We start from the raw sequence: 15,898 nt of genomic DNA, 5'->3' as shown, positions 1-15,898 counted from the left end.
AGAAACTAGGACATTGGGCTAACCATGAAAAAGTGCAGCTAAATTGCAGAATATAAGGTTAATAATAGGTAATTACCCTAAAAGGAATTCTATTTGAAAAGTTTGTTTTTTGCAATATATTTTTCGAAAATTCGCAACATGAAATATTAATGTAAGTTCATTCACAGTGATGGGGGAGTCTTCAGCACCATGGTTAAATAAATTTATATTTTAGTGGAAGTGTTCATGGGTTTCTTTTTATACTTGGTTTTATACGGAGCGATGAAAGGGGAGGGATGTGAAATTTTTTATTATGAAGTAATTTGTATAGGTTGCAGAAAAAAATTCAAAGTATATGAAGGCACATTGAAATATAAGCTAGTTAAAGAGAATATGAAAGGGAAATACACTTGTGAAGATTGTGGGCATAGGATACGTCTAGAAGCTATAAAAAATTTTTTTAATAGGTAAATTCAAGTAGCTATATTGGTCTAGACAAAAAGGAAAATCATCGTGTAACCTATTACAAAACAGATAAGTGCTTAATGATTAGGTACTGAAAGGCAGGAACATATGTATCAGATTGGAGTTGTAGGTCCTAAAACTTCAGTAGATCGAATTTTAACTCTCGCGAAGAAAATGGATAAGAATTTGCGATTTTTACCATTTCCATACAATCATTTTCTGGAAACAAGTTCCATTGTTAAAGAAAATAATGACCAGGTTGATATTTGGCTTTTTTCGGGAAAACTTTCCTATATGATTGCAAAAAAAATAAAAAATTCTGATGAACAATTGGTACATATTCAACATACAGAAGCAAGTCTTTACCGCTGTTTTTTGCATACGGCTCTTGATCACAATGTAATCGTCGAAAGAGTTAGCATCGACGAGCTTGAAGAGACAAATATAGAAGATGCACTTGAACAGCTTAATGTCCCCGTTTCTAATGTCTATATTAAAAGATATGGAATGCAGACCAACCCAAACGAGTTACTGAAATATCACCTGAGTTTATGGGAAGAAGGCATGATTGATGTTTCGATAACTTGTTTCGAGGGGGTTTATAAAGGTTTGATAGAAGCCGGTGTTCCAGCTTACTGGTATACGCCTACAACTCTGGAAATTCAGCAAACCATGCGAATTTTGGAGGAAAAGGTAAGGGCCTTCTATTTTAAGGATACTCAAATCAGTGTTGGAATTATTGATATTAATGATTTTGATAAGATTGCTGAAAAAGCAAGAAGCCCCTATCGTTTACAGTACTTGGAGACCCGTCTTAAGGAATCATTAATTGGGTTGAGTGAGTCTTTAGACGGTTCTCTTATGGAGCGCGGGAATGGGCGATATGTTATTTTTAGTTCTCGTGGTGCCAATGAGCGAAATATTAACATGCTGGTTCAGACGGTGGATCAACTTTCTCTTGAATCGGGGTCATCGATCGCAGTTGGAATTGGTTATGGAGAAACCGTCTTTGCTGCAGAGGTTAATGCTCTTAGTGCAATGCAGTGGTCCAAAGAGAGAGGAGATTACGGAATTGTAATTATTCAGGAAGACGGGCAGATAATCGAATCTGCTGGAAAGATTGATGAGTTGACTTATTCTTATCGGCTTGAAGATAAGGATTTTCTGAAAAAGTTAGAACAAGGAAATGTAAGTGTTCGAATGTATAGTAAACTAGCAGCGATTGTAAGGAGAATGGGCTTAAGAAGTTTCACAACAAAAGAAATAGCTACCCATCTCCGTCTTGATGAAAGAAATGTTAGACGGATGGTTACCAGTTTAACAGAAGTGGGGTTAGCAGAGTATATGGGTTCTGAAGGCTCTGCCTCTCGTGGCAGGCCAAGTAAAATTTATCGTTTAACATAAAGCTGTTGGCCAAGATCATAGTCACTCCAAAGTAAGGATGTGATCCAGAAATGAAAGGGATTATTGATCGCTTTGAAGAAGATCTTGTAGTCGTTGAAACCGGGAATAAAACGCCAGATTTCGAGAAGAGGCTTTTTCCTGCTGATGCCTCACCTGGAGATGGGGTAAACATAGAGGGAGATAAAATTACCATCCTCAAAGACAAAACAGTAAACCGAAGATAAGAAGTACAAGATTTAATGAATGAACTATTCGAGTAATGCTTAAAAGACTTTCTTGAAAGTCTTTTTTTCTTGGCTGTTTTCGTAACATTTGATTATCAGTAGGATTAAAAGCACCAATCTCAAAGGGTGGTTGTCAATTTAATTTACCTATTTCAGTAGTATAATGAATGTCGATTCTGGGCCAAAAAAATCGTAATTGGACAAACAACTAAACATGATGGTGATAAAGATGATTTAAAAGAAATCGATCCAACTTGGACAGGACAAATGCAACCAGGAGAGATAATGTTATTGAATGGTGAAGAGAAGATTATTAATTAGATGAAATTGAATTTCCCTGATCCACCGAGCAAAATAACAACAGTTGCACTTAAAGTAATAGACAAAAGATAAGTGTAAACTCCTTTTGATAGGTGCTTTTTTATTGATTCACGATCAAAGGATTTTGTCATCTTCTGGCGAATTTATGTAGTCCGAAGGAAAGTTGTTAAAGAAAAGGGCTATTAGATGTTTGAACTGTAAAGTTGTGTTGCATCACAACAGACCGGAAGATGAGCTGAATCAGGAGGGGAAGCCTCCATTCTGTATTCGCTATGGCATGTTTCCTGGCCTTCTGTCACATTGACTAAAAGAGATAAAGAGTAATGAGTTACATTAGGTAAAAAGGGTGGTTGAGGAGAATTGCTAGGAAAAAAGTTTTACATCTTATTTATTATTGGGATTATTGTTGTATCTGTGATTGTTCCAATTATAACTAATGAATTAATGTTTATTGGTCATTTTAAAGTTGCCGGAAAATCACCAGATACGTGGATCGGATATCTTGGCTCTTTTTGGGGAGCAATCATTGGAGGAGTAATTTCAGGTGTTATTACATTAGTTGGTGTAATGATTACAATAAAAGCATCAGTAAAAGGGATAAATGACACAATTGAGGAGCAAAGGAGGATTAGGGATGAAGATAACTTAAGGGAAATAAATAAAGAAAGACTATCTATGTTTTACGGTCCGATTGATAATATGGCGTCTACATTTCATTTAGAGTATGGAGCACATTATTTTCATGATTTAACTCCACAACAACAAGAGGAATTTGTTGGGTTAGTGGTCCAGAATACGTATTATGCTGATAAAGATACATATATAAAAGTTATTGAATTAACAGGATCTTTTAAAAACAGAGCACATGCAGACTTGGATAAATACTACAATGAGCTTAGAACTTTAATCTCTGATGAAGTTTATTTATTACGAGAGAAACTACAACTTCCTGAAAGAAAGTGGGAGTAGAAATTCAATTGTATGATACTTGCGCAATGAGAGTGGAGGGGATATGTTGCAGACATTGTTAAAAGCAGTGATTGAGTGTAATAAGATATGATCATAACGGATTTTAGCGAGGAGATGCGGTCCATAAATAAGAGAGGAGATCGAATATATGAGCTATTTATCATTAACATCTTGGAGCTTACACAGACATTTAGGACCTTTATCTTGGTCAAAATGGGATCATGATAAAAAAGAAATTGTGACAGAAGTTGAGGAACAACCATTAAATCTTGAACTAGTAGAACTGCCAGGCGTCCTGTCTGAAAAAGGATTTCAAGCAGTGGAAATTGTACATGCACATTTCCATTCTACTGAACTAGATTATTTACAAAAACTAGGTCAATCCATAAAAGAGAGTGGCATAAGGTTTTATGCTCTCTTGATTGACTATGGTGATATATCCACTTCAGATCCCATCCGAAAAGAGAAGGATATGGATTTTATCAAAAGTTGGATTGATGTTGCCTCAATAGTAGGGGCAGAACACGTAAGAGTAGTTAGCGGGGAAGCAAGTCCAAAAGATAAAGTAGCTTTACAACGTGCCTCGGTCCAGTTTACTGAGATATGCGCATACGCAAAGAAAAAAGGAGTAGGGGTGTTAACCGAAAATTTTCGGTCGTTAGCGTCTACATCAGAAAATTGTTTGTTTTTACTTGAACATACTGACCTTACAGGCTTAATAAGTGACTTCGGAAACTTCTCTGGTCCTAACAAAGTGGACTCTTTAAAGGAAACACTTCCTAAAAGTAAATCTGTCCATGTAAAGGCTCTCACTACACGAGATGGTGAAGTTGACAAGGAAGAACTAGAAAACTGTTTAGCTCTACTAAGAGACGCTGATTACACTGGACCTTTAACATTAGTTTATGACGAACCAGGGGATGTATGGAAGGGTATTAATAAAGTGAAAGACATAGTTAAAAAGCACATCTAAAGTAATGAATTCAAGTAATTGTCTATAGGCAAGGATATCTTCATAACAGATCAATAGAGCGATGACAGAACACTGCTGGAGTGAAGTCCAGCGGTGTTTTTTGTTTTGCTCCTTGTGGGGTACCAGGCAAAGTCAATACAAATTCTCCCTTTTATGTTCAGAATTTTGTTTTAGCATCTCAATTAATTTTGAAAGCGCGCTTGTCATTAAACTATCCTTGTGCCGAATGAAAAAGGTTTTGGTGGTACTGTATTGTTCTGGAATTTCGAATGAACGTACGAACCCCTTTTTTTCAAGCGGTAGAATCGAAGACTTAGGCATCAAAGAGGCTCCAAGTCCCGCAATCACACCTTGAATAATAGCATCGGGATGATTGAATTCTAAATATCGAATAGTATGAATCCCTATTGTTTTCAGCCAAGATTCAAGCTGGTCTCGTTGCGGACAGCCTTTTGTATTCATGAGGAAAGGCTGATTACAGACTTCTTCAATATTCTTCATCTCTGGTGTACTGATTAAAACGAGTTGTTCTTCAAATATAAGCTCCTGCACAATGCTTTCATCATTTAGTTCCGATTTCACTAATGCCCCATGAAGTTGAAAATGACGAATCTTTTCCACCAATTGAGCGGAATAATCGGTCATTAACGATAATTCTACTTTTGGATAAAGTTTAAAAAAATCAGCCAGTATGGAAGGAAGATACATTGAAGAGGCGGTATAAGTGGCTCCAAGCATGAGACGGCCGACGGGTTCTTCAGAATCATTCAGGGCTTTATGTGCCTCTTCAAGTAAATGGATAATTTGCTCCGCATAACTCAATAACTTCTCACCTGCAGGCGTTAATAACATTCCTCTCTGGCGGTAAAAAAGCTGTGTATTCAACTCGGTTTCTAATTGTTGCACCCTTGCAGTAACGTTTGACTGTACATAGCCGAGCTTTCGGGCGGCTTTTGTTATGCTGCCCTCACTTGCAACAGTCAGGAAAATTCGCAGCTCATTGATTTCCATTTTTGGCTCCTTGTATTATTATCATTAAAAACGAATTTATATATCATTTATTATCATTTTACATGATGATTGACAGGGTGTACAATTTTTGCAGGCACTCCAAAAAGAAATCCTTTGGTTCATTTGCCCTTTTAAGTTATTAAAAAAGATATCAGGAGGCAACATATGCATAATCAATCAAACATTGAAATTGGAGAACAATTTCTGGCTGCGTACAAAGATCACAATTGGGAAGGAATTCGAAAGTTATTGCATCCATCGGTTAAATGGACCCTGCCTGGAAACGGAGCAATTTCGGGGACGGCTGAAGGAACGGAAGCTGTTATCAATCGAGTCAAGTCAATTGTAGACGGAAAAGTGAATACACAAATTCATGGAATACTTGTGGGTCAAAATGGGCTAACCCTTTCACTGCATAATTCAGCTGTCTCAGAAGATGGCCGTGTTCTGGAAGAAGAATTAGCGACGGTGCTAACCATTGAATCGGAACTTATCACTAAAATAGATACGTACCTTTCAGACGTGGCTAGTATGGAACAATATTTTTTAAAATAGAATTCGGAACGAATCCTCGTCTTTCTCCTTTTAAATATTGGATGGGGCTTGATCTGCTGACTGGCCCTATAGTTTACTTAATCAAAAAGAATGGCTTTTAGCATGAAACACCCCGGATCTCCTAAACTAACCGAATAATGAGACACAATAAAACACCTTCGAAATGTTTCACTTAAACAAGTGAAAATTCGGAGGTGTTTTTGCATGGGCAAAAACGTATATTCAAGTGAAGAAAAATGGACTATGATGAATGACAAAATGAGCTGCCAAACAATACTGAGGAACTTGTAATTTTAAAAGTAAATGAAGGACCTTTCTTACTTATTCTAGTTCCTGCCGAAGATGAAACATTTGCACATTAGACAGCAGTTTATTCCGCTAGCCTGACGAATCCTTTTATGACTTTCTTGTCTTCACATTCTCCTGAAACACTGATGCTGTTCTTGGTTTGTTTGATGCTGAGCGTTATTTGATTCCCTGCAAAAACTGGAGCTGAAAAACTGAAATTATAGTCTGTTATAGCTTCGTAGGGGGAAAGGACATCATTGGAAAGCACGCCGAGTACTTTGGAAATGGTTAACATCCCGTGAGCGACTCTATCAGGAAACCCATGCTGTTTTGCTGCATCGATATCCAGATGAATGGGATTAGTATCTCCAGAAATGACAGCATATTGTTCAATATCCTTTTCAGTAATTTGAAAGGTGAGTATGTTCATGACAAACCACCCGCTATCAAATCAGATATCCCTTCAAAGCAAAGTTGTCCATCCCGGTTATAAATGCAGAGGGTTTGTTGGACAAAGAAATGGTGTTGGCGTTTATTTTGATCTGTAACTTTTACCACTGCACGATAACGCTCTCCAATAAACATCCTTTGATGCAGTACGCAGTTCTGTTTTCGAAGTATTACAGGATGTTCCAGCTTCCACGGAATTTCAATCCACTGATAGACTATGTTTGGCATAGCGGGGGGCAGAGGTATTGTTTTGAAGCCATACTCTTTTGCCTTATCGATACTCTGATAGATAGGATTACGTTCACCGGTCAGTTGAACAAACTCCTGAACCTTTTCGCTACTGAACATAATTTCATGGTCCTTTGTTCTCATGTTACCACCTCAAATAGGATAGCCACACAGATGCCTCCTCCACTCCCAATTGCTGCCAGTACATGGTTTACATCTTTTCTTCTTTGAACCTCATAGAAAAGCCGGGTAATCATTATACTGCCGGATGCCCCATAAGGGTGTCCGAGAGATAATGCACCACCCCGAATATTTAATTTTTCATAAGGGATGGCCAGTTCCTTTGAACAAGCGACGACTTTGGAGGCAAATGCTTCATTGATTTCAAATAAATCGATGTCTGAAATGGTTAACTTATTTCTCTGCAATAAAGATTTGATCGCAGGAATCGGGGATGCACCGGGGTATTTTGGATGAACACCAGTCACCTCACTATCCATAAATCGTAAAACAGGCTTCAACCCGTTCTTTTTTGCTGTGTTTTCTTCCATGATAAGGACAGCAGCCGCTCCGTCATGGATCCCGCAACTGTTAGCGGCGGTAACCGTCCCATCCTTTTTAAATAGGGGTTTTGCTCTTTGTACAAGAAGCTCCATCTTTCTTTTTTTGAGAAATAGTTCGTCCTGGCTGTATGGTCCGACCGGAATCATCTCGTGATCGAAATATCCTTCATGATAAGATTCCCAGCTTTTTTTATAACTCAATAGCGCATATTCATCTTGAACTTCTTTTGATATATCATATTTGTCAGCTACATTTTCTGCGGCAACACCCATATCGGGATCCCCAATGTGATCGGGGGCAAATCGGGCTCTGGCAGAGTAGGTGGAGGTGCTGGAGCTTTCTGCACCACCTGCAATGTAACACTGCCCGGCACCTCCCTGAATCAGGTATGAAGCCAGTCGAATGGCTTCCAGTCCAGCACTGCATTGGCGGTCAATGGTGACCCCGGTAACCGAGAGGGGAAATCCTGCTTCTAATGCAGAAACCCGGGCTGCATTTCCACCCGGTCCCACGACATTTCCCAAAATGACATCATCGATTTTTTCCTCGACACCAGCAGCTGCATATTTTAGAACGGGAGCTGCAAGCTCATATAAGGGAATGTCCTTGAAAATTCCGCCAGCTTTACCAATCGGAGTTCGAATCGCTCTTACAATGACAGCTCTTTTAATGATGGCTCACCTGTCTTTCTATCTGCTTCACAAGGTCTGCACGTGCGATCTTCCCGCTGGTTGTATAGGGCATTTCATTTAGAAAGAACCATTTTCGCGGAATTTTATAAGAGGACAAGTGCTTCTTACAGAACCTCTTTAAGTGGATTTCTGTGAGATTGCTTTTTCCTTTAATTACAGCAGCAGTCACCTGGCCCCAATATGAATCGGTCAATCCGATAACTGCTACTTCTTCAACATCCGGATGAATGGAAATAACTTTTTCAATTTCTTCAGGAAATATATTGATTCCGCCATATAAAATCATGTTTTGTTCACGACCAGTGATGTATAAAAATCCATCCTCGTCAACATAGCCCATATCATGGACTGTAGCCCATCCCTCCTCATCCTGAATGGGTTGAAGGACTCTTTCGTGGTCAAAGTACCCGTTTATCAAGTATTTGCTTTTGACATAGATTTTCCCGGTTGTATATGGTTGTACAATTTCCCCGCCGTCATCACGCACTTGGACATCCACGCCGTAACAAGGTTTTCCTACTGTTCGATCTTTCTGTAATCCTTCTTTTTCGGAAAGCACTGTAATAAAGCTCAGTTCACTGGCGCCATAAAATTCATACAGAGACAGTTCAGGAAAGCTTTGCCTGATTTGAATTTTGGATCTTTCATTCCATTTGGCACCAGAAGAGATCATTTTTAGCGGTTTATTGAAAGAAATCATTTCCTTCAATAACCCTTCAATCATCGTTGGAACGACATAGGCGGCTGTAATGGGAAGCGTGTTTATCCATGATAAAACCTTTGCAGCGGAGAACTTTTCTAACAAATAAACTGTCCCGCCCAAGTACAGTGTGCTTACAGCCCCATACAGAAAATGAGAATGGATTAAGGCTCCAGGAATAAGTATATGATCGGTTTCATCTAATTCAAAATCGATGCGATTGCAATCAAAGCTGGCACCCCACGAGTCCTGAGAGCGAATAAAGGCTTTGGGGCTTCCGGTGGTTCCGGATGTAAAACCAATATAAAACGGAAGATCATCTTCTGGCTCCCATTCAAAGGAGGTGCTACATTGAGAAATTTCGTGTAAGCATTCTTCCAGCACCACGACATTAGGGATCTGTTGTTTTATTTTTGAGTAAATCTCTCGTGTGGTAACAATGAAAGAAGGGTTTGAAAGATGAATTCGTTGTTTTAGTTCTGTTAGATTCCATTTTAAATCATATGGAACAGCAATCCAGCCCGCCTTGCAAGCTCCAAGGAACATCTGTAAAAAAGGAATGCCGTTTGGCAGCAGGACGCCGATGGTCTTGGTTTCTGTAGGAAGGGCATGCAGCCAGTGGGCCGTTTGATTGATTAAAATGTTCCATTTTTTATAACTGATTTGTTGGTTAGAAGTATGAATTGCCGTTTGCTCGGGGTATAATTTTGCGAAAGAGTTATAGGTCTCTGTAATGAATTTCACGATGCACTCTCCTTTCAAAAAAGAGACACATTACGTGTCTCTGGCAGTTAACTATTTTTAGAAGCATGATGGATATCATTTGTTGCCAATGAGCGGGAGAAAAAAAGGTTTTTTCTAATTTTGTTGATTAAAAGCGACGCAAAGACCGCTTTTATCACATCTCCTGGTATATAAACGAGGCTTAACTTAACAGCAGCCAAAACAGGTATATCCATCATGAAGGCTTGTATGGGGATTCCAATGGCATAAATGAGCAGAATTCCAACTGTTAAATTAATGAGAAGAATATGATGTAGTTTTAACGGACGAAAGCGGGATAATAAATATCCGATACAAAAGGCAGTAATTGGATATGAAATTAAATAACCTGAACTCGGTCCTGCAAATACACTTAAGCCCCCTCTGCCTCCAGAAAGAAGCGGCAGTCCGGCAGCGACGATCATCAGGAAGAGTATTTGACTGGTTGCTCCTAATCTTGCACCAAGCAGACCTCCTGCAAGTATAACACCAAATGTCTGGAGAGTAATGGGCACTGGAGTAAAAGAAAGCATAATTGGCGGAACCAGCCCGAGTACTCCCATAATTGCTGCAAATAATGCGACATAGGTAATTTCATTAACTTTCATGTGGTTTTCTCCTTATATTCATTTATTATAACAACTTTATGGTAAGGGATTCTTAATTTTAATGTCAACCATATTTTATTCAAGGTTAACGAATATTGAATAACTATTCTTTAAAAGAAACGGTTGCCCTATCTTTAAAAGAAATGAGATAATTCTAAAATAAATTGAGAAGAGAGGTGGCGCATGCCATGCAAAAATGGATCAAAGAAGTAGGACGGGGAAAAAGAGGAGCGAAAGACCTTTCCTATGAGGAAGCACTTGAAGCAGCAAAATGCATGACTTCAGGTGAAGCCACTGAAGCTCAAATGGCCGCTTTTTTAATGGCGGAACGGATAAAAACCGAGAGTCCGGATGAGCTGCTGGCTTTCATTCATGAATTTAGAAGAAATACTCAGCGGCTTGAGCGGCCCCGGGCAGAAGGCGGTATATTGGATTGCGGAGGTCCGTATAACGGCCGCAACTCGTTTGCTGCTACGATACCCGTCAATATTTTACTATCCCAGCAGGGGCTTCCTGTATTTTTGCACGCCAGCGAATCACTTCCTCCCAAAAACGGGACATCACTAAAAACGATTCTGCAAAAGCTTTCTGTTCCTATTGCACAGACAAAAGGTGAAGTTCAAGCAGCGCTCAAAGCTGTGAATATTGGTTTTGCATGGACTGACAAACTGTGCCCGCCGCTGGCTGACTTACGAAAAATCCGTGAGGAAATGGGAGTTCGGACAATCATGAATACCGTGGAAAAGCTCTTGGACATGTCAGGGGCAAATTCCATCATTCTTGGTGTTTTTCACCGAACAGCTGTAAATAAGATTGTTCCCAGTCTTCAACAATTAAACTACGAAAGAGCTTATATTGTCCAAGGAGTGGAAGGTTCAGAGGATCTGCCGGTTCATCGAAGCAGCTTTATTTATAACATCGGCAAGGAATCAAGCGAGTCCATCATTATTGACCCGTCTGATTATGGTTTGAGACATGAAAAAGAACTTAACAAAGAAGTGCTGAATGCAGATGAACAAGCAGGTTTGATGACACAACTACTGGCAGGAGAGCAATCGGATGTTTTATTGCCATACCGGAACCAAGTGGTACTCAACGCAGGTTTGCGTTTCTATTTGATGGGCCATACACCTACCATTGGAGAAGGCACCCAACTGGCCGACCGCCTGTTAACGGAGAAAAAAGGGGAAGAACAGCTTACCCTGTGGCGAGGGGTATTACAGGGTTCTATCGATTCCTGAGGATTTTCTAAGCCTTGAGGCGTAGCAAATTTCAGCCTCAGGTTCAGTTACAAGACTTCATAACTTGTATATGATAAGAGTATACTAAGTATGAAAGTTAAGGGGAGTTTCGAAACATATGGAAAATAAGGGATTACGTATTTTGATTCATGCGAGCACCTGGTTTGCGCCGATTGTGGTGCCGCTTATCATTTACTTGCTCATTGCCGACCGCGAAGTGAAGAGCCTGGCTCTTCAAGCACTGATCTTTCACTTTGTGATTGGAATATTAATCGGTATATCTGCATTCCTGTCCTGGGTGCTCATTGGTATTCCATTCCTGATCATCTTCGGACTGATGGCTATTATTGCACCAATAATTGGTATCGTCCGGGCTTTGAACGACCGTCAATTCCAGTATCCCATTGTAGGATCATGGGTCAATTAATAAAGGTTAAAAGCATTTTTCCCAAAAAGGGAAAGATGCTTTTTTTATGCCATTGGTCGTTCATCCATAGGCCTAATAAGAGCGGTTGCATCATCATATGAATAGGAGATTGGAAGGGTTTTCTATGGGAAGTATTGTAAAGAGTTATTTTTCTATAGTAATATGACAACGATTTGGAGGGTGATTAAAGGTACTGTTAGGCAAAAATCAGAGCAATCATCATCTTTTGGCACCTCTTCTTCCAAATCAAAATAAAAGAGGAGGTAAAGCAATGGCCAGATTGATCAGGCTTCCCGTTACTGCTGTTCTCTTGTTATTTTTGATTACTGGAATCGCTGCACCTGCAGCAAATGCACAAGCAAACGATAAAGGAGGAGCGTATTGGATCAGTAACGACCAGGCTGAAAAAGCGGAACAGCAACTGAAAAAAGGCAAATCGGTTGAAAAATACCGCGAGAAACAGATGCAGCAAAAGAGCGACGAAGGACAAAAAAGCTTGAATGAAATCCAGACAGAAGACAGGAATGCAAGTACTTCCTATGAATCACCGATGGGTCCGCCGGTATTTACGGCGCTTGGCTGGGAACCCCCACCCTTTAACTATGATCATATAAACACGGTTGAGGAGTGCCGGCGGAGCCCTGACAGCGGATCAAGTACAGGCTATATTAAAAATCGCTATTCGTTCTGCTGGTCCCATGTGGCCACCTATCAGGTGCCGCGGTCATGCCGTTTTGGTATTTGCTCCTATGATGGGGTGCAAATCCAGTTTACCGAGATTGGATTCGGTTCCAATCAAAGCCGGAAGATGAGGATTTATTACAGCATTGACGATATCTTGGTGACCAACCCTTCACTGAACGGAGCCAAATTAAAAATTGATTTTGACTGCGAGGCGAAGATAAATCCGGGAGACTGTAAGCCTGATCCGGATACCCCGCCAGTCGAACGTACCATTGCGCAATGGAAAAATGTCAACTACGGCTTGAAAACTTTTCTTTCTGATGCACCATCCCCAAGCGAAATTAATCCCGACCAGGTGGGTTATATGGATTTCTCTCCCAAGCTGACCATCAAACACGCACCTAAGAAATTTACGAAAACAATAGAAGGGATCAAACAGCGCGTTCGCTTTGATTCTGCGAAATATATGTTTGCCTTTCCGGATCAGCATTTTTGGCAGGGAGCGATTTTCAGCCGGGCAGATCCCGTCCTGAATGTTCCGATTACAGATCCGGCATTCGCTCCTCTGAAAGAAGCGGGGGAACATTGGAAATTCGCTATGGATCATCCCGAGGAGACAAAACCGTATGTGCTGGGCAAGAAAATACCAGGTGCTGTTGGGAAAGCGCCGCTTACACGTATGTATACGAAAAGACATCCGGAAGAATATGCAAAAAACCGGAACAAAACCCGGTCTGTCTGCAATAAGGAATTTAAGGACGAAGACCGGACCGGAAAGGAATGCGATGAGTTTCCATTCGCGTCGACGTGGGAAGGTTCAGCTACGAACGGACAGGATTGGTTCTCTGTCCGCCTGATTTCTAAGGAATCCAATAATGCGGCGGGAAGGTGGCTTGGTGCCTGGTATGCCTATGACCGCATATTAGACAGGGATGCGTTTAATGTGCAAGTAAAGGCACCGGTCAAAGTGGCGACCATTTCCTCTTATGGAACCCCAAAACCAGGACAGGACCATCGATCCAGCGATAACTTTGAGATCGGTGATATCCCTGCATATGCTAACAAGCTGGAATGGAGGATTTCTTCAGGGCCAGCCAGCGCCAAATTCGATGTGATGCATGATGACAGCTTTGGCATCGATGAAACCATATTTTATGATTTAACCAATAAAGCAAAATCAGATATAAAAAAAATGAAAGACCTTTATATCGCCAATCCGGAAAATACAGATGGCCAGGAATTTACGGTTGAAGTGTATGCCATTCCGTAAATATTTGATAAAAGGGAAAACATGGCTCATTTTTATAGGGCCATGTTTTTTTTGTGGAGTTTTTCTTTTTCCTTCATAAGATATTCTACAAAATCAAGGGGGCGTTGGACATGAGTGCAACAGTGGGATCGATTGATATTAAAAAAATTCATCAAAGCTCAGTATTAAATTTTGGTGATGCCAAAGTGATCTAGCCTAAACGAAGCGAAAAATCGTATACGGGCTCAGGGTTTGGCAATACCGGAAATAATATTGCCACCCAGACGTATTACAGTGAAACGCGGACATTTGATAATGATCAGGTTGATGATAATGGCAACATCAATGATTAATAGCGAAATTAAAAAGGATTTATTGTAGACTAAAAGAGTGAATAGTAAAATATTTTTCCGGGAATGAGGTGTCACTATCGTTCTACATCTAAAAATCACCGTTTCTGATGTCTTAAAAAGGGAAATGTTTGAAAAAGCCTTTGTGATTGCCGGAGAAACTGGATTAAACCGGCTGATTAAATGGGTTCATGTGATGGAAGTGACACAGATTGGCAATCTCTTGAATGGAAATGAATTGATTCTGTCAACAGGAATGGCGTGGAAAAATGAGGAAGCTGCATTTTTGTCATTGGTGCAAGACCTGATCGATCATAATGTTTCAGGATTATGCATTGAACTGGGGACTCATTTGGAGGAAGTGCCGGCTAAAGTGATGGAACTGGCTGACAAACATGGATTTCCGATCATCGTATTTCAGGAAGAAGTACGCTTTATCGACATTACACAAGACCTTCATACATTCCTAATTCAGCAGCATTTTCAAATGATTTCAGAACTTGAAGTCTTTTCTCAAGAACTGAACAGGCTTCTGCTTGGCTCTGATCCCCAAGCCTTGATTTTGAATCATCTTCATGAAACGGTGAAATCCCAGGTGATCTTTAAGTGCAGCCAGCAAAAAGAACTGTGTGTTCCTGTTCTTCAGGAACAAGAGAAAATGGAGTTGTTTCACAGGATCAAATCAAACAAGGAAGAAGGCAAGCTGATCAGGCAGCCGATACAGGCGCTTGATCACCAGCTTGCCGAGCTGATTCTTTTCTCAGAAGATCGAAGCTTCACAGAGCTTGAAGTTCTCCTCGGTGACCGGACGGCCACCGCGCTGGCCAACCAGCTGCTGCGTGAAATGTATGCCGCTGAAAAAAAGAGAGCAGAAGAGAACAGCTGGATGCAGGAATGGCTGGAAGGAAGGCATCGCGAGGATGAGATAGAAAAACATCTTTCCTTATTGGGGATGAAAGGTAAACATCAGGGAGCGGCGGTATTTTGTGTAGAGTTACAGCAATGGGAGGCCGGGCATTCTGAAAATCAATACCCATACATACAAATTATTGTGCGGTCAGCGTTTGAACCACTTGGATTTTATATTCTTCCTTATTCCAAAAGGGAGCAGCTTATTTTCATCATGATTAACCTTAAAGAAAAACCAACGATGAAAGAAAGGCTTCTTCAAGGGATCAGACAAGCAAGACAGAATCAAAAACTGCCTGCTGTGCACATGACAGCGGGCAAAGTTGTCAGTCTGCTGAGCAGCATGAACAAAAGCTATGATACGGCTCAAAAGGCACTGCGCCTGCAAAGAAAGCTGGCCGAAGGAAAAATAAGTCCTCTTTACGATGAATTGCACATGTATCGGCTTATTTCCATGATCCGGGAAAGGGAGGAGCTTCAAGATTTTGTGAACGACTATTTACAACCCGTCATTGATCATGATGCCAAGTATCAAACCCGACTGCTAAAAACCTTAAAAATTTACCTGATGTGCAACGGATCCAAACAGGAAACAGCAGGACATCTTTTTATTGTTCGACAGACCCTTTATCATCGAATAAAGCAGCTGGAAAATTTGCTTGGAAGCGACTTTATGCTGCCAGGAAAGAGGCAGGCCCTTGAATTTGCAGCCATGGCCCATGAATATTTGGAACTTGACTGAAGAAAAACATCTTGATATTTTCTGATATTTCTGTTAACTTTAGTGCATTACCATTTTACTAGGTGTAATATTCTGATAAAACCTATTGTTCTTGCGATGCTCG

At 40.4% G+C, this 15,898-nt stretch carries 15 protein-coding genes and 1 pseudogene; 10 read left to right on the top strand and 6 right to left on the bottom strand.

What is annotated here, in order from left to right:
* Positions 1-552 precede the first annotated feature (552 nt).
* The 4 genes from BLT53_RS07930 (at position 553) to BLT53_RS07915 (ending at position 4,335) form a co-directional block, all read left to right on the top strand.
* A complete protein-coding gene (locus tag BLT53_RS07930) occupies positions 553-1,848 on the top strand; it encodes a helix-turn-helix domain-containing protein (RefSeq protein WP_090233971.1) in 1,296 nt (431 codons plus the stop codon).
* A 50-nt stretch (positions 1,849-1,898) separates the two neighbouring features.
* Positions 1,899-2,072: a DUF3006 domain-containing protein gene (locus BLT53_RS07925; protein ID WP_090233970.1), complete on the top strand. Its 174-nt coding sequence runs from the start codon at positions 1,899-1,901 to the stop codon at positions 2,070-2,072.
* Between the two features lie 681 nt (positions 2,073-2,753).
* Positions 2,754-3,362, top strand: a complete 609-nt coding sequence (locus tag BLT53_RS07920; protein ID WP_090233968.1) for a hypothetical protein — start codon at positions 2,754-2,756, stop codon at positions 3,360-3,362.
* Between the two features lie 148 nt (positions 3,363-3,510).
* Positions 3,511-4,335 (top strand): sugar phosphate isomerase/epimerase family protein, encoded by an 825-nt coding sequence (locus BLT53_RS07915; protein WP_090233967.1) that lies wholly within the window; start codon positions 3,511-3,513, stop codon positions 4,333-4,335.
* Positions 4,336-4,467: 132 nt separating this feature from the next.
* Here BLT53_RS07915 and BLT53_RS07910 read toward each other — a convergent pair whose 3' ends face one another.
* Complete coding sequence (locus BLT53_RS07910; protein WP_090233966.1) at positions 4,468-5,346, bottom strand: LysR family transcriptional regulator; 879 nt, start codon at positions 5,344-5,346, stop codon at positions 4,468-4,470.
* 165 nt (positions 5,347-5,511) lie between these two features.
* Here BLT53_RS07910 and BLT53_RS07905 point away from each other — a divergent pair, with 165 nt between their 5' ends.
* Positions 5,512-5,901 carry a nuclear transport factor 2 family protein gene (locus tag BLT53_RS07905; protein WP_090233964.1) on the top strand — a complete coding sequence of 130 codons (390 nt, stop codon included), beginning with the start codon at positions 5,512-5,514 and terminating at the stop codon, positions 5,899-5,901.
* A gap of 370 nt (positions 5,902-6,271) precedes the next feature.
* Here the strand turns inward: BLT53_RS07905 and BLT53_RS07895 are convergent, their stop codons facing one another.
* The 5 genes from BLT53_RS07895 to BLT53_RS07875 are packed head-to-tail and all read right to left on the bottom strand — an operon-like array spanning position 6,272 to position 10,193.
* Positions 6,272-6,619, bottom strand: coding sequence for a MaoC family dehydratase (locus tag BLT53_RS07895; protein WP_090233963.1), 348 nt, complete (start codon positions 6,617-6,619; stop codon positions 6,272-6,274).
* Positions 6,616-7,011, bottom strand: a complete 396-nt coding sequence (locus BLT53_RS07890) for an FAS1-like dehydratase domain-containing protein (RefSeq protein ID WP_090233961.1) — start codon at positions 7,009-7,011, stop codon at positions 6,616-6,618. Before BLT53_RS07890 ends, BLT53_RS07895 begins: the two co-directional genes overlap by 4 nt.
* Entirely contained in the window at positions 7,008-8,102 is a 1,095-nt protein-coding gene (locus tag BLT53_RS07885) for an acetyl-CoA C-acyltransferase (RefSeq protein ID WP_090233959.1), read from the bottom strand. Before BLT53_RS07885 ends, BLT53_RS07890 begins: the two co-directional genes overlap by 4 nt.
* Positions 8,098-9,567, bottom strand: coding sequence for an AMP-binding protein (locus BLT53_RS07880; protein ID WP_170834274.1), 1,470 nt, complete (start codon positions 9,565-9,567; stop codon positions 8,098-8,100). Before BLT53_RS07880 ends, BLT53_RS07885 begins: the two co-directional genes overlap by 5 nt.
* A gap of 47 nt (positions 9,568-9,614) precedes the next feature.
* Positions 9,615-10,193, bottom strand: a complete 579-nt coding sequence (locus tag BLT53_RS07875) for a biotin transporter BioY (RefSeq protein WP_090233956.1) — start codon at positions 10,191-10,193, stop codon at positions 9,615-9,617.
* A gap of 188 nt (positions 10,194-10,381) precedes the next feature.
* Between BLT53_RS07875 and BLT53_RS07870 the strand changes: the two genes are divergently transcribed.
* The 5 genes and pseudogenes from BLT53_RS07870 (at position 10,382) to BLT53_RS07850 (ending at position 15,795) form a co-directional block, all read left to right on the top strand.
* The gene (locus BLT53_RS07870) at positions 10,382-11,434 is read left to right on the top strand and encodes an anthranilate phosphoribosyltransferase (RefSeq protein ID WP_090233955.1); all 1,053 of its coding nucleotides are present in this window, start codon (positions 10,382-10,384) and stop codon (positions 11,432-11,434) included.
* Between the two features lie 118 nt (positions 11,435-11,552).
* Positions 11,553-11,861 carry a DUF4870 domain-containing protein gene (locus BLT53_RS07865; RefSeq protein WP_090233953.1) on the top strand — a complete coding sequence of 103 codons (309 nt, stop codon included), beginning with the start codon at positions 11,553-11,555 and terminating at the stop codon, positions 11,859-11,861.
* A gap of 271 nt (positions 11,862-12,132) precedes the next feature.
* On the top strand, positions 12,133-13,815 hold the full coding sequence (locus BLT53_RS07860; protein WP_090233952.1) for a NucA/NucB deoxyribonuclease domain-containing protein: 1,683 nt from the start codon (positions 12,133-12,135) through the stop codon (positions 13,813-13,815).
* A gap of 206 nt (positions 13,816-14,021) precedes the next feature.
* A pseudogene (locus BLT53_RS25770) lies at positions 14,022-14,147 on the top strand (hypothetical protein); the annotation flags it as partial.
* A 76-nt stretch (positions 14,148-14,223) separates the two neighbouring features.
* A complete protein-coding gene (locus BLT53_RS07850; protein ID WP_342027870.1) occupies positions 14,224-15,795 on the top strand; it encodes a PucR family transcriptional regulator in 1,572 nt (523 codons plus the stop codon).
* Positions 15,796-15,898 lie beyond the last annotated feature (103 nt).

Source organism: Fictibacillus solisalsi (assembly GCF_900103485.1).
Taxonomy (GTDB): domain Bacteria; phylum Bacillota; class Bacilli; order Bacillales; family Fictibacillaceae; genus Fictibacillus_C; species Fictibacillus_C solisalsi.
This window is presented reverse-complemented; position numbering and strand designations above follow the sequence as displayed.

Bases quoted from the DNA above. Each gene is read 5' to 3' on its own strand.
- BLT53_RS07930 (WP_090233971.1), top strand. From the start codon at position 553: ATGTATCAGATTGGAGTTGTAGGTCCTAAAACTTCAGTAGATCGAATT.
- BLT53_RS07925 (WP_090233970.1), top strand. From the start codon at position 1,899: ATGAAAGGGATTATTGATCGCTTTGAAGAAGATCTTGTAGTCGTTGAA.
- BLT53_RS07915 (WP_090233967.1), top strand. From the start codon at position 3,511: ATGAGCTATTTATCATTAACATCTTGGAGCTTACACAGACATTTAGGA.
- BLT53_RS07910 (WP_090233966.1), bottom strand. From the start codon at position 5,346: ATGGAAATCAATGAGCTGCGAATTTTCCTGACTGTTGCAAGTGAGGGC.
- BLT53_RS07905 (WP_090233964.1), top strand. From the start codon at position 5,512: ATGCATAATCAATCAAACATTGAAATTGGAGAACAATTTCTGGCTGCG.
- BLT53_RS07895 (WP_090233963.1), bottom strand. From the start codon at position 6,619: ATGAACATACTCACCTTTCAAATTACTGAAAAGGATATTGAACAATAT.
- BLT53_RS07890 (WP_090233961.1), bottom strand. From the start codon at position 7,011: ATGAGAACAAAGGACCATGAAATTATGTTCAGTAGCGAAAAGGTTCAG.
- BLT53_RS07875 (WP_090233956.1), bottom strand. From the start codon at position 10,193: ATGAAAGTTAATGAAATTACCTATGTCGCATTATTTGCAGCAATTATG.
- BLT53_RS07870 (WP_090233955.1), top strand. From the start codon at position 10,382: ATGCAAAAATGGATCAAAGAAGTAGGACGGGGAAAAAGAGGAGCGAAA.
- BLT53_RS07865 (WP_090233953.1), top strand. From the start codon at position 11,553: ATGGAAAATAAGGGATTACGTATTTTGATTCATGCGAGCACCTGGTTT.
- BLT53_RS07860 (WP_090233952.1), top strand. From the start codon at position 12,133: ATGGCCAGATTGATCAGGCTTCCCGTTACTGCTGTTCTCTTGTTATTT.